Here is a 15,496-nt window from a genome sequence, read left to right as displayed (position 1 = left end):
TGTCTTCATTCGCCATCGGGGAGTCGCCCATTCGGATCGTCGGGGTGCGGGCCGGGGCCTGTCCGCCAGGTCCCGCGGAGGTCGGAGAGGTGCATGTGCGCTCAGCCCCGGCCGAACTTCTTGTCGATGTAGTCGAAGATCTCGTCGTCGGAGGCCTCGTCGATGACCGCCGTGGCGCCGCCGCCCGGGGTCCTGACGTCGTTCCAGGCGGCGAGCAGACTCTGCAGACGGCCGGCGATCCGGCCGTGCGCCGCGTCGTCGGGGACGAGAGCGGACACCTCGTCCAGGGCCAGCGAGGCGAGCGCGGCCTCCAGGCGGTCGAGGTCCTCCAGCAGCCGCGGGGCCCGGGCCTCCCCCTCGGGGACGAGCTCGGCGCGCAACTGCTCGGCGAGCAGCGCGGGTGTCGGGTAGTCGAACACCAGGGTCGCGGAGAGCCGCAGACCGGTGGCGGCTCCCAGGCGGTTGCGCAGCTCGACGGCGGTCAGCGAGTCGAAGCCCAGCTCGCGGAACGCCTGGCCGGCCCCGACCAGGTCGGCCGAGGTGTAACCGAGCACGGCCGTCACGTGACTGCGCACCAGGTCCAGCAGCAGGCGGCCCTGCTCGGCCGGGGCCAGCCCGGCGAGCCGCTCGGCCAGCGAACCGGACGCGTCGCCCGCCCCCGCCCCGGCGGTGCCGGCCCGGGCGGCCGTACGGCGGACCGGCACGCGGACCAGGCCGTGGAAGAGCGTCGGCAGGGCTCCGGGGGTGACGGCCAGGGCGCGCAGCGCACCCAGCTCCAGCCGGATCGGTACCAGCACCGGCTCGTCGGGCACGGTCAGCGCGGCGTCCAGGAGTGTCAGCCCCTGTTCGGCGGTCATCGGCAGGACGCCGCCGCGCGCCGACCTGGCGATGTCGACCTCGGTCAACCGCCCGGCCATGCCGCGTTCCTCGGCCCACAGGCCCCAGACCAGCGACACCGCGGGCAGGCCCTGGGCGTGGCGGTGACGGGCCAGCGCGTCCTGGAAGACGTTGGCCGCACCGTAGTTGGCCAGACCCGCGCCGCCGAGGGTGCCGGCGGCCGCCGAGAAGAGGACGAAGGCCGCCAGGTCCAGGTGGGCGGTGAGCTCGTGCAGATGGACCGCCGCGTCCACCTTGGGGCGCAGCACCCGGTCGATCCGCTCGGTGGTGAGCTGCCCGATCACGCCGTCGTCGAGGACGGCGGCGGTGTGCACGACGGCCGTCAGCGGATGCTCGGCCGGGACGGCCGCCAGGACGGCGGCCAGTGCCTCGCGGTCCGCCACGTCGCAGGCGACCAGGTCGGCCTGCGCGCCGAGGCCGGTGAGGGTGCGCACGAGTTCGTCCGCGCCCTCGGCGTCCGGGCCGCGGCGGCTGGTGAGCAGCAGGCGCCGCACGCCGTACTCGGTCACCAGGTGCCGGGCGACCAGCGCGCCGAGGCCGCCGGTGGCGCCGGTGAGCAGCACCGTGCCCTCGGGGTCGAGCGCGCGGGGCGCCGGGGTGGCGCCGGTGCTCCGGGCGACCCGGGCCAGCCGGGGTACCCGGACGGTGCCGGCGCGCAGCGCGTACTCGTCCTCGCCCGCGGCCAGGACGGCCGGCAGCAGGCGGCGGGACCCCTCGTGGTCGTCCAGGTCCACCAGGACCAGTCGGTCGGCGTGCTCCGCCTGGGCCGCCCGCACCAGGCCCCAGACGGGTGCCTGCGCGAGGGACTGCCCCGGTGCGTCCGCGTCGCCCACCACGACCGCGCCGCCGGTGAGCAGGACGAGCCTGGCGGTGGCGAGCCGGTCGTCGGCCAGCCAACCCCGGACCAGGCCGAACGCCCGGTGGGTGGTGGCGTGGACGTCGCCGATCAGGCCGGTGCCCGCGCTCTCCGTCGGGCACGCCGCCAGGACGGTGCCCGGGACGGGGCGTCCCGCCTCGACGGCGGCCAGCAGGTCCGCCAGATCCGCGTACGAGTCGACGGACAGGCCGGAGCGCTCCAGCGCCGGGCCGACCTTGAAGTCGTCCGCGCCCAGCACGGCCCAGCCGCCCGCCGCACCGGCACCCGGCACGTCCTCGGCCGGGGCGGACACCGGCAGGACCGTCCAGTCCACCCGGTAGAGCGAGTCGTGGTGGCCGGCCGGCCCGCTCGGCGCGGCCGAGACGGCGCGCAGGACGAGCGAGTCGACGGAGGCCACCGGCGCACCGGTGGCGTCGGCGACGGACAGCGCCACCGCATCCGGGCCGACCGGTGCCAGCCGAAGCCGCAGCGCGCCCGCGCCGGCGGCGTGGAGCACGAAGCCGTTCCAGACGAACGGGCGGCGGCCCGCGGGCTGGTCGGGTGCGTCAGGTGAACCAGGTGCGTCGGGTGAGCCGTCGGTCTCCGCACGGGCGGCCAGGCCCAGCGCCTGGAGGCCCGCATCGAGCAGTGCCGGGTGGAGGCCGTAGGCGCCCGCCTCGGTGCGCAGCTGCTCGGGCAGCGCGACCTCGGCGTAGACCTCGTCCCCGGACCGCCAGACCCGCTCCAGACCCTGGAAGGCCGGGCCGTACGTCAGACCGGCCGACGCCAGCTGCTCGTAGTGACCCGCCGTCGGCACCTCGACGGCACCGGCCGGGGGCCAGACCGCGTCGAACGGCCGGGCCTCGGCCGCGGCGACCGCCAGCAGACCGCTCGCGTGCCGGGTCCACGGCCGGCCGACCTCGTCCTCACCCTCGTCCGCGGGACGTCCGTACAGGGTGAGGGACCGACGGCCGTCGGCGTCGGGCCCACCGACCACCAGCTGCACCTGGATCCCGCCGGCCTCGGCCAGCACCAGCGGCACCTCCAGGGTCAGCTCCTCGACCAGGGCGCAGCCGACCTGGTCACCCGCCCGAACGGCCAGCTCGACGAAGGCGGTGCCCGGCAGCAGGACCGTGTCGCCGACCGCGTGCTCGGCGAGCCAGGGGTGCGTGCGGAACGACAGCAGGCCGGTGAAGAGGAAGCCGCCCGAGTCGGGCAGTTCGACCGCGGCGCCGAGCAGCGGGTGCTCGGCGGAGGCGAGCCCGGCCGAGGCCACGTCCGCGACGACGCCCGCGGCGGGCTCGACCCAGTACCGGTCGCGCTGGAAGGCGTAGGTCGGCAGCTCCACCGTCCGCGCGCCACGATCGGCCAGCAGCCCCTGCCAGTCCACCCCCAGCCCGCGCACCCACGCCTCCGCGAACGACGCGAACAGCCGCTCCAGACCGCCGTCGTGCCGGCGCAGCGTCCCGAAGGCCGCCACCTCGCGGCCGGCCGCCTCGGCGGCGTCCTGCACCGCCATCGCCAGCACGGGGTGGGCGCTGACCTCGACGAACGTGCCGAAGCCGTCCGCGAGGAGGGTGTCCACCGCCTCGGCGAAACGGACGGTCGTGCGGAGGTTGGTGTACCAGTACTCGGCGTCCATGCCGGAGCCGTCGGTGAGTTCACCGGTGACCGTCGAGAACACGGGCACCGAGCCCGCCCGCGGGCGTACGTCAGCGAGCAGTTCGAGCAGCTCGGCACGGATCGACTCCACCTGCGCGGAGTGCGAGGCGTAGTCCACCGGGATCCGGCGGGCACGGACACCGTCCGCCTCGCAGGACGCCAACAACTCCTCCAGCGCCGCCGGTTCACCGGACACGACCACCGACGACGGGCCGTTCACGGCCGCCACCGAGATCCGCTCCTCACCCCAGACCGAGAGACGCTCACGCACCCCCTCCACCGGCAACGCGACCGACACCATGCCACCCAGACCCGCCAGCCCACCGGCGATCGCCCGACTGCGAAGCGCCACCACCCGGGCACCGTCCTCGACGGAGAGCGCGCCCGCCACCACAGCGGCAGCGATCTCACCCTGCGAGTGACCCACGACCGCGCCCGGCTCGACACCGGCCGCCCGCCACACCTCCGCCAGGGACACCATCACCGCCCACAGCACCGGCTGCACCACGTCGACCCGGTCCATCCAGGCGTCACCGCCCTCACCACGGACCACGTCCAGCAGCGACCAGCCGTCCGCGAACGGCCCCAACGCCGCACCGCACTCCGCCATCCGCACCGCGAACACCGGCGACGACTCCAGCAGCTCCACCGCCATCGCCGCCCACTGCGAACCCTGACCCGGGAAGACGAACGCCACCTTCCCCGCAGAACCCGCCACACCCTGCACCACACCCGCGCCCGGCAGATCACCCGCCAGCGCCTCCAACCCCGCCACCGCAGCGGCACGGTCACCCCCCACCACCACCGCCCGGTGCTCGAAACCGGCCCGCGACACCACCAACGAATGGCCGACGTCCGCCAGGGACGCCTCCGGCCGATCCGCGAGGTGGGCACCGAGTCGGGCGGCCTGGCCGCGTACCGCGCGCTCGCTGCGGCCGGACAGCACGAGCGGTACCGGACCGACCGCCGGCGGGAGCGCCTCGGTGCCGGCCTCGGCCGGCACCACCGGGTACTCCAGGATGGTGTGCGCGTTGGTTCCGCTCATGCCGAAGGAGGAGACGCCGGCCCGGCGAGGGCGGCCGGTCTCCGGCCAGGGCCGGTTCTCCGTCAGCAGCTCGACGGCGCCCGCCGACCAGTCCACGTGCGGCGAGGGCGCGTCGACGTGAAGGGTCTGCGGCAGCACCCCGTGTTCCATCGCGAGCACCATCTTGATCACACCGGCGACACCGGCCGCAGCCTGGGTGTGTCCGATGTTCGACTTGATCGAGCCCAGCCAGAGCGGCTGTTCCCCGGTGTGGGCCTGGCCGTACGTGGCGAGCAGGGCCTGCGCCTCGATCGGGTCACCGAGCCTGGTGCCCGTGCCGTGCGCCTCCACGGCGTCCACCTGGTCGGCCGTCAGCCCGGCGACGGCCAGGGCCTGCCGGATGACGCGCTGCTGTGCGGGGCCGTTGGGCGCGGTGAGGCCGTTGGACGCACCGTCCTGGTTGATCGCCGAACCCCGCACCACCGCCAGCACCCGGTGCCCGTTGCGTCGCGCGTCCGACAGCCGCTCGACCAGCAGCAGCCCGACGCCCTCGCCCCAGCCGGTGCCGTCCGCCCCGGCGGCGAACGCCTTGCAGCGCCCGTCCTCGGCAAGTCCGCCCTGCTGGCTGAAGGAGATGAACGCGCCGGGCGAGGACATCACCGTCACGCCGCCGGCCAGGGCCAGTTCGCACTCGCCGCCGCGCAGCGCCTGGACGGCCATGTGCAGGGCCACCAGCGAGGAGGAGCAGGCGGTGTCGACCGTGACGGCCGGTCCCTCCAGGCCGAACGTGTACGAGAGGCGGCCGGAGACCACACTGGCCGCGTTCCCGGTACCGAGGAACCCGCCGATCTCCTCCGAGGACTCGATCGCCAGCCGCAAGTAGTCCTGGCCGTTGGTGCCGACGAAGACGCCCGTCCGGCTGCCGCGCAGTTCCTCGGGGTTGATGCCGGCCCGTTCGAACGCCTCCCAGGAGGTCTCCAGCAGCAGCCGCTGCTGCGGGTCCATGGCGAGCGCCTCGCGCGGCGAGATGCCGAAGAACGTCGGGTCGAACTCGCTTGCGTTGTAGAGGAATCCACCGTCGTGAGTGGCCGAGGAGTATGCCGCCTCGGTGTCCTGAAGGGCTTCCAGGTCCCAGCCGCGGTCGGTGGGGAAGCCGGCGATGGCGTCGCCGCCGGTGGACAGCAGCCGCCAGAGGTCCTCCGGGGTGTCGACCCCACCGGGGAAGCGGCAGCTCATCGCGACGATGGCGATGGGGTCGTCGGCGGTGGCGGCCGGGCCGGCGGTGGCGGCCGCCGGCTCCTCGCCTGCGGCGCCGAGGAGTTCGTCCCGGAGGTGGTCGGCCAGGGCACGGACCGAGGGGTAGTCGAAGACCACGGTCGCGGGCAGGGGCAGCCCGGTGGCGGCGCCCAGCAGGTTGCGGAACTCCACGGCGGTCAGGGAGTCGAAGCCGAGCTCACGGAACGCCTTGCCGACCTCCACTCCCGTCGGGTCCGCGTAGCCGAGGACACCCGCGACGTGGCCACGCACCAGGTCGAGCAGCGCGGCCTCGCGTTGCTCCGCCGGCAGCCCTGCGAGCCGCTCGGTGAGCGAGGAGCCGGCACCGTCCGCCCGGCCCTCGCCGGCGAGGTCGAGGGCCTGCCGGGCCTCGGGCAGCGCGTCGAACAGCCGGCTGGGGCGGGCCGCGGTGAACGCGAGTGCGAACAGCTCCCAGTCGACGTCAGCGGCGACCACGGCCGGCGACTCGTCCCCGCCCGCGGCGAGCTCACGCCGCAGGAAGGCCAGGCCCAGTTCGGGTGCCATGGCGGGCATGCCGCCGCGCCGCAGACGCTCGGCCAACTGATCACCGACGGCCATCCCACCCTCGGCCCACGGCCCCCACGCGATCGACGTGGCCGGCAGACCGTCCGCACGACGCTGCTCCGCAAGCGCGTCCAGATAGGCATTGGCCGCCGCGTAGTTGCCCTGGCCGGCACTACCCGTCGTCCCCGAGATCGACGAGAACAGCACGAACGCCGAAAGCTCATGACCGGCCGTCAGTTCATGCAGGTTCCGCGCCGCATCCACCTTCGGACGGGCCACCACCGCCAGCCGGTCGGCCGTCAGACCCTCCACCACACCGTCGTCCAGCACACCCGCCGTATGGAACACCGCCGACAGCTCATGGCCACCGAGCAGCTCGGCGAGCGCCTCCCGGTCGGCAACGTCGCACGCGGCAATCGTCACGGTCACGCCCAGGGCGGCGAGCTCGTCCCGCAGCTCCGCCGCACCCGGCGCGTCCGGGCCACGACGGCTGGTCAGCACCAGATGCTCAGCACCACCACGGGCCAGCCAGCGCGACACCTCCGCACCCAACGCACCCGTCCCACCCGTCACCAACACCGTCCCCGACGGCGACCACGCACCGGCCTCACCCCGCGCGGCCCGCACCAGACGACGCGCGAACACACCCGACGCCCGCACCGCCACCTGATCCTCACCACCCAGCAGCACATCCGCCAGCCGAGCGAAGACGCGCTCGTCCGCAACCACCGGCAGATCGACCAGACCACCCCAACGCCCCGGATGCTCCAACGCCACCACCCGGCCCAGACCCCACACCTGCGCCTGCGCCGGATCCGCCAGCCGCTCCCCCACACCCACCGACACCGCACCACGCGTCACACACCACAGCGGAGCCGCGAACTCCACATCCCCCAGAGCCTGCACCAACGCCAGCACCGCGCCCGGGACAGCCACCGACGACACCACACCGGCCACCACCGCACCATCGGCCACCGCCGCCCGCAACTCCCCCGCCAGCACCCCACGATCGGCCGAAGCACCCTCGAACACCCGCACCTCGGCACCACGACCCACCAGCGCCTCGACCACGCCCTCGGCCCCCGACGCCACCAACCACACACCCGACAGCGAACCAACCGCCGCACCCGCAACCGGCTTCCACACCACCCGGTAACGCCACCCGTCCACCGTCGACAGCTCACGGCTCCGGCGCCGCCACGCCGAGAGCTTCGGCAGGAGGGCGCTCAGCTGGTCGTCGTCCTCGATCTCCAGGGCCGCCGCCAGGGCCGCGCTGTCCTCGCGCTCGACGACCTCCCAGAACTGCGCGCCCGCCGGGTCGTCGGCGCCGGCCGAACCGGGCTGGGGTGCGGCGGACTCCAGCCAGTACCAAGCGTGCTGGAACGCGTACGTCGGCAGGTCCACCTGCCGGGGGTCGTGCCCGGCGAAGACGGCCGACCAGTCGGCGGACAGGCCGCGGACGTGGGTCTGCGCCAGGGCGGTCGCCAGCGACCGGGCCTCCGGCCGGCCCGCGCGCAGCACCGGGACGAACGCGGCCTCGGCGCTCGCGCTCTCCTGGCCCATGGCGGACAGGACGCCGTCCGGGCCGAGCTCGACGAAGGTGCGTACGCCCTGAGCCGCCAGGCTCCGCACGGCGTCGGCGAAGCGGACGGCCTCGCGGACGTGCCGCACCCAGTACTCGGGGTCGGTCAGCTCCTCGGCCGTGGCGAGCGCGCCGGTCAGGGTGGAGACCACCGGGATGCGCGGGGCGTTGAACGCCACCTGCTCGGCGACCCCGCGGAACTCCGCCAGCATGCCGTCCATCAGCGGCGAGTGGAACGCGTGGCTCACGGTCAGCCGCTTGGTCTTGCGGCCGTCCACCTCGAACAGTGCGGCGATGTCCAGCACACCCGGCTCGTCGCCCGAGATCACCACCGCCTCGGGGCCGTTGACGGCGGCGATGCCGACGCCGTCCGTGAGCAGCGGCAGCATCTCGGCCTCGGTGGCCTGGACGGCCACCATGGCTCCACCGCGTGGCAGGGCCTGCATCAGCCGGCCACGGGCCGCGACCAGCTTCGCCGCATCCGCGAGGGACAGCACCCCCGCGACGTGCGCGGCGGCCAGCTCACCGATCGAGTGCCCGGCCAGGAAGTCCGGCCGCACCCCCCAGGATTCGAGCAGGCGGAACAGCGCGACCTCGACGGCGAACAGCGCTGGCTGGGTGAACGCCGTCTCGTCGACCAGTTCCGCGTCCGCGATCGCCTCGCGCAGCGGGCGGTCGAGGTGGCGGTCCAGCTCCGCGCAGACCTCGTCGAAGGCCGCCCGGTAGGCCGGGTGGGCGGCGTACAACTCCTCACCCATCCCGGCCCGCTGGCTGCCCTGACCGGTGAACAGGACGGCGGTGCGGCCGGGGGCGGTCGCGCCCCGGACCAGACCGGTGGACTGCGCGCCCGCCGCCAGTGCGCGCAGCGCGCGCAGGACGTCCTCGCGGCACTCGCCGACCACCGAGGCGCGGCACTCCAGAGCGGCCCGGCCGGTCGCCAAGGTGTAGGCGAAGTCGGTCAGTTCGACCTCCTCGGCCTGCTCGACCGCGGTCAGCAGGCGGTCGGCCTGCGCGCGCAGCGCGTCCTCGCTCCGGGCCGACAGCAGCCAGGGCAGCACGGGGGCCGGCTGCGTCCGGGACGGCCGCTGCCGCGTCCGGACGGCGGCGGGCGCCTGCTCGATGATGGTGTGGGCGTTGGTGCCGCTGATACCGAAGGACGAGACCGCCGCGCGGCGGGGCCGCCCGGTCTCCGGCCAGGGGCGGGCCTCGGTGAGCAGCGAGACGGCGCCGGCCGTCCAGTCGACGTTCGACGAGGGCTCGTCCACGTGCAGGGTCTGCGGCAGCACACCGTGCCGCATCGCCATCACCATCTTGATGATGCCCGCCGCACCGGCCGCGGCCTGGGTGTGGCCGAGGTTCGACTTCACCGAGCCCAGCCAGAGCGGCTGTTCGTCGCTGTGGGCCTGACCGTAGGTGGCGAGCAGGGCCTGCGCCTCGATCGGGTCGCCGAGGGTGGTGCCGGTGCCGTGTGCCTCGACGGCGTCGACCTCGTCGGCCGTCAGCCCGGCGCCCGCGAGGGCCTGGCGGATGACGCGCTGCTGTGCGGGGCCGTTGGGCGCGGTGAGGCCGTTGGACGCACCGTCCTGGTTGACGGCGCTGCCGCGCACCACCGCCAGCACCCGGTGGCCGTTGCGCTCGGCGTCGGAGAGCCGCTCGACCAGCAGCAGGCCGACGCCCTCGCCCCAGCCGGTGCCGTCGGCGGCGGCCGCGAAGGACTTGCACCGCCCGTCGGGCGAGAGGCCGCGCTGACGGCTGAAGTCGACGAAGGTCTCGGGGGTGCCCATCACGGTGACACCGCCGGCCAGCGCCATGGTGCACTCGCCGCTGCGCAGCGCCTGAACGGCGAGGTGCAGGGCGACCAGGGAAGAGGAACACGCGGTGTCGACGGTGACGGCCGGACCTTCGAGGCCGAAGGTGTAGGCGACGCGTCCGGAGGCGATGCTGCCGGAGTTGCCGGTCCCCAGGTACCCCTCCACGCCGTCGGGCAGTTCACCGAGGCCGCTGAGGTAGTCGTGGTACATCACGCCCGCGAAGACGCCGGTCTTGCTCCCGCGCAGCGTCGCCGGGTCGATGCCCGCCCGCTCGAACGCCTCCCAGGAGGTCTCCAGCAGCAGCCGCTGCTGCGGGTCCATCGACAGCGCCTCACGCGGCGAGATCCCGAAGAACGCCGGATCGAACAGCCCCGCGTCGTGCAGGAAGCCGCCCTCGCGGGCGTACGAGGTGCCCTGGTGGTCCGGGTCGGGGTGATACAGGTTCTCCAGATCCCAGCCGCGGCCCGACGGGAAGCCGGACACCGCGTCCCGTCCCTCCGACACCAGCCGCCACAGGTCCTCCGGCGAGCCGATGCCGCCCGGGAAGCGGCAGGCCATCCCGACGATCGCGATCGGCTCGTCGGTGGCGCTCGCGGTCCGGACCGCGACGGCGGCCTCCGGTGCCTCCCCGACCAGATCGGCCAGCAGGAAGGCGGCGAGGGCGCCGGGGGTGGGGTAGTCGAAGACGAGCGTCGCGGGCAGGCGCAGGCCCGTCGCGCCGTTGAGCTCGTTGCGCAGCTCGACGGCCGTGAGCGAGTCGAAGCCCAGCTCCTTGAACGCCCGGCCCGCATCCACCGCGTCCGCGTCGGCGTAGCCGAGAACGGAGGCGACGCGGGCGCGGACCAGGTCGAGCAGGGTCTGCTCGCGGTCGGCGGCGGGCTGGGCGAGCAGGCGGGTGACCAGCTCGGAGCCGCCCACCGAGGACCCGGCTCGCGCGGCCCGCCTGGTCGGCACCCGGACCAGACCCCGCAGCAGCGGGATCACCCCGCGGGAGGCGTCGCGCCGGACGGCGGCGAGGTCCAGCCGCATCGGGACCAGGGTCGCGGCATCCGCGGTGGCGGCGAGGTCGAACAGGGCCAACCCCTCCGCCGCGGCCAGGCCCTCGACGCCCGAGCGGGCCATCCGGTCGACGTCGCCGCTGTCCAGGCTGCCGGCCATGCCCGCGCCGTCGGCCCACAGGCCCCAGGCGAGCGAGGTGGCAGGCAGTCCGGCGGCGCGGCGCCGGGTGGCCAGGGCGTCCAGGAAGACGTTCGCGGCGGCGTAGTTGCCCTGGCCTGGCCCGCCGAAGGTGCCGGCGGCCGAGGAGAAGAGCAGGAAGGCGGTCAGCGGGTGACCGGCGGTCAGCTCGTGCAGGTGGAAGGCCGCGTCGACCTTGGGACGCAGCACGGTGTCGAGGCGGTCGGGGGTGAGCGAGGCAACGATGCCGTCGTCCAGGACGCCGGCCGTGTGGACGACGCCGGACAGCTCGTGCTCGGCCAGGAGGACCGCCAGGGCCTCGCGGTCGGCCACGTCGCAGGCGGCGACCGTCACCGACGCGCCGCTCTCGGAAAGCTCCGCGACCAGCTCGGCCGCACCCGGCGCGTCCGCACCACGACGCGAGACCAGCAGCAGACTGCGCACCCCGTGCTCAGCGACCAGATGACGGGCCACCAGAGTGCCCAGCATGCCCGAGGCGCCGGTCACCAGGACCGTGCCGGAGGGGCCGAACACCGGTACGGCGTCGGGGGTGGTGGCCACCCTGACCAGGCGGGGGACACGGACCGCGCCCTCGCGGAACGCCAGTTCCGGTTCGTCGGTGGCGAGGGCGCCGGCGATCAGGTCGGTGTCGGGCTCCTGGTCATCCGCCAGGTCGAGGAGGACGAGGCGGTCCGGGTTCTCGGACTGCGCGGAGCGCACCAGGCCCCAGACGGGTGCGTGCACCAGGTTCTCAACGTCGGCACCAGCGGCGCGACGGGTCACCAGTACGAGTCGCGAGGCCGCGAACCGCTCGTCCGCCAGCCACTCCTGCACCGTGTCCAGCACCCCGTGCAGCACGGAACGCGCATCCGACGGAACGCCCTGCCCGGCAGCAGCCGCGAGGGGCAGGAACACCGTGTCGGGGGTGTCGGAACCGGCGTCGACAGCCGCGCCCAGCGCCGCGAGGTCCGCGTACCGCTCCGCAGCGAAGCCGTCCCCGCCGCCCAGCACGGCCCAGCGGCCGGCGGGAGCGGCGGACACCGGCAGGACGGTCCACTCCACCCGGTACAGCGACTCGGCTGCACCGCCGCGAGAGCCGCGCACCTGGTCCTCGGAGACCTCCCGCAGCACCAGCGATTCGACCTCGGCCACGGCCTGGCCGCTCTCGTCGGCGAGCCCCAGCGAGATCGCGTCCGCACCGGTACGCGACAGGCGGGCCCGAAGCACACTGGCCCCCGAGGCGAACAGGGTCACGCCGTTCCACGAGAACGGCAGGCGGCCGCGCCCGGTGTCGTCGAGCAGGTTGCCGATGCCGACGGCGTGCAGCGCCGAGTCCAGCAGCGCGGGGTGGAGGCCGAAGGAACCGGCGGAGGCCTTGGCGTCCTCCGGGAGCGCCACCTCCACATAGGTGTCGCCGTCGTGGCGCCAGGCGGCGCGCAGGCCCCGGAACACCGGCCCGTAGCCGAACCCGGCCGCGCCAAGCCGCTCGTACAGGTCATCGACCGCCACCGGGACCGCACCCTTCGGCGGCCACTCGGACAGGTCGAAGGAAGGCACGGCGGCCGAACTGCTCGGCGCGAGCACACCGGTGGCGTGCCGCGTCCACGGCTCCTCCACCGGCGCGTCCTCCGACCGCGAATGCAGACTCAACGCCCGACGGCCCACCTCGTCCACGCCCGCCAGCACCAGGCGCAGCTGGACACCGCCGCGCTCGGGCAGCACCAGCGGCGCGGCAAGCGTGAGCTCCTCCAGCAGCCCGCAGCCGACCTGGTCACCGGCCCGGATCGCCAGCTCCACGAACGCCGTACCCGGCAACAGGATCGAGCCCATCACGGCGTGGTCCGCCAGCCACGGGTGCGACTGCACCGACAGCCGGCTCGTGAACACCACACCGTCCGACTCCGGCAGATCCGCACTCGCGCTCAGCAGCGGGTGATCCGCCCGTGCAAGGCCGAACGAAGCGACATCACCGACCGAGGCGCTGCCTTCGAGCCAGTAGCGCTGACGCTGGAAGGCGTAGGTCGGGAGGTCGACGCGGCGGGCGCCGGTGCCCGCGAAGACGGCCTGCCAGTCGACGGCGAGGCCGCGGACGTGAGCCTGGGTGAGGGCGGTGGTGAGCGTGCGGGCCTCGGGGCGGCCAGCCCGCAGGAGCGGGACGAACACCGCCTCGGCGGCGCTGTCCTGGCCCATCGCGGACAGCACCCCGTCGGGGCCGAGCTCGACGAAGGTGCGTACACCGTCGGCCGCTAGGGCCTGCACGGCGTCGGCGAAGCGGACGGCCTCACGGACGTGCCGCACCCAGTACTCGGGATCCGCGAGCTCGGTGGATGCGAGCGCACCGGTGAGCGTGGAGACGATCGGGACCCGGGGAGCCTCGAAGGTCAACCGGGCGGCCACTGCGCGGAATTCGTCCAGCATGCCGTCCATCAGCGGCGAGTGGAACGCGTGGCTGACGGTGAGCCGCTTGATCTTACGACCCTCGGCCCCCAGCTGCCCGGCAACCGCCAGGACAGCATCCTCGACGCCAGAAATCACCACCGCCGTCGGCCCGTTGACGGCGGCGATACCGACGCCCTCGGTCAGCAGCGGAAGCACCTCCGCCTCCGTCGCCCGCACGGCCACCATCGCCCCGCCACGCGGCAGCGCCTGCATCAACCGACCACGAGCCGCCACCAGCTCGGCGGCATCGGCCAGCGAGAACACGCCCGCGACATGCGCGGCGGCCAGCTCACCGATCGAATGACCCGCCAGCACATCCGGGGTCAGCCCCCACGACTCCAGCAGCCGGAACAGCGCCACCTCCAACGCGAACAGCGCCGGCTGCGTGAACCCGGTCTCGTTCACCGACTCCGCATCAGCGACCGCCCCACGCAGCGGACGCTCCAGATACCGGTCCAGCTCAAGGCAGACCGCATCGAACGCCTCCCGGTAGGCCGGGTACGAGGCGTACAACTCCTCGCCCATCCCGACCCGCTGACTCCCCTGACCGGTGAACAGGAACGCCGTACGCCCCTCCACCACCGACCCCGAACCCGACAGCGACGCCAGACCCGCCAACAGCTCCGCACGATCCGCCGCAGCGAACCCGGCCCGGTGCTCGAACGCCGCCCGGCCGGTCGCCAACGAGAAGCCCACGTCGAGAAGGCCCAGCGACTCGTCACCCTCGACCAGCGCGGTCAACTCCGCAGCCTGCGCCGCCAGGGCCTCCGCACTCTTCGCCGACACCACCACCGGTACCACCGGCAACGACACCGGCATCTCGGGCGCCGGTTCCTCGACCACGGGGGCCTGCTCCAGGATCGTGTGGGCGTTCGTCCCGCTCACACCGAACGCCGAGACACCCACCCGACGCAGCTCACCGGTCTCCGGCCACGGACGGGCCTCCGTGAGCAGCTCGACCGCGCCCTGCGACCACTCGACATGCGGCGAGGGCTCGTCCACGTGCAGGGTCTTCGGCAGCACGCCGTGCTGCATGGCGAGTACCATCTTCATGATGCCCGCCACACCGGCGGCGGCCTGGGTGTGTCCCAGGTTGGACTTGAGCGAGCCGAGCCAGAGCGGCCGGTCGTCGGTCCGTTCCTGGCCGTAGGTCGCGAGCAGGGCCTGCGCCTCGATCGGGTCACCCAGCGTGGTGCCGGTGCCGTGTGCCTCGACCGCGTCGATCTGGGCGGGCGTCAGCCGGGCGTTCTCCAGTGCCTGGCGGATCACCCGCTGCTGCGACGGGCCGTTCGGCGCCGTCAGGCCGTTGCTCGCGCCGTCCTGGTTGACGGCGCTGCCGCGCACCACCGCCAGCACCGGGTGCCCGTTGCGCCGCGCGTCCGACAGCCGCTCCACGAGCAGCATGCCGACACCCTCGGACCAGCCGGTGCCGTCCGCCGCGGCGGCGAACGCCTTGCACCGGCCGTCCGAGGCCAGCCCGTGCTGGCGGCTGAACTCCACGAAGACGTCGGGGGTGGCGAGGACGGTCACGCCACCCGCCAGGCCCAGCGAGCACTCGCCGTTGCGCAGCGCCTGCACCGCCAGGTGGAGGGCCACCAGGGAGGAGGAGCAGGCCGTGTCGACGGTGACCGCCGGACCCTCGAAGCCGAAGGTGTAGGAGAGGCGGCCGGAGACCACGGCCGCCGCGTTTCCGGTGAGCAGGTAGCCCTCGACGCCTTCCGGCAGGTCGTCCGCGATGACGCTGTACCCCGAGGTGGAGGCGCCGACGAAGACGCCGGCCCGGCTGCCGCGCAGCGTGGTCGGGTCAATGCCCGCCCGCTCGAAGACCTCCCAGGAGGTCTCCAGCAGCAGCCGCTGCTGCGGGTCCATGGCCAGCGCCTCGCGCGGGCTGATCTCGAAGAACGCCGGGTCGAACCGGGCGGCGTCGTGCAGGAATCCTCCGCCGCGGGCGTAGAACGTGCCCTGGCGGTCCGGGTCCGCGTCGTACAGGTCGGAGAGCTTCCAGCCGCGGTCGGTGGGGAACTCGGAGATGGCGTCGCCAGCGTCGGCGACGAGCCGCCACAGGGCCTCCGGCGACTCCACGCCCCCGGGGAACCGGCAGCTCATCCCGACGATCGCGATCGGCTCCTTCGAGGCCGCGATCAGCTGCTGGTTCTGTCGGCGCAGGCGCTCGGCCTCCTTGATGGAGGCCCGCAGCGCTGCAACGATCTTTTCGTTGGGCGTGGTCATCATGAGCTCCGCACTTCGGA

At 74.2% G+C, this 15,496-nt stretch carries 1 protein-coding gene; it reads right to left on the bottom strand.

Features of this window, described 5'->3' with window-relative positions:
• Positions 1 to 101: 101 nt before the first annotated feature.
• On the bottom strand, positions 102 to 15,476 hold the full coding sequence (locus OG871_RS33370) for a type I polyketide synthase (RefSeq protein WP_371501921.1): 15,375 nt from the start codon (positions 15,474 to 15,476) through the stop codon (positions 102 to 104).
• Between the last annotated feature and the right edge of the window lie 20 nt (positions 15,477 to 15,496).

Source organism: Kitasatospora sp. NBC_00374 (genome assembly GCF_041434935.1).
Lineage (GTDB): Bacteria > Actinomycetota > Actinomycetes > Streptomycetales > Streptomycetaceae > Kitasatospora.
Note: the sequence above shows the minus strand (reverse complement) of the source record. Positions and strands in the feature narration are given on the sequence as shown.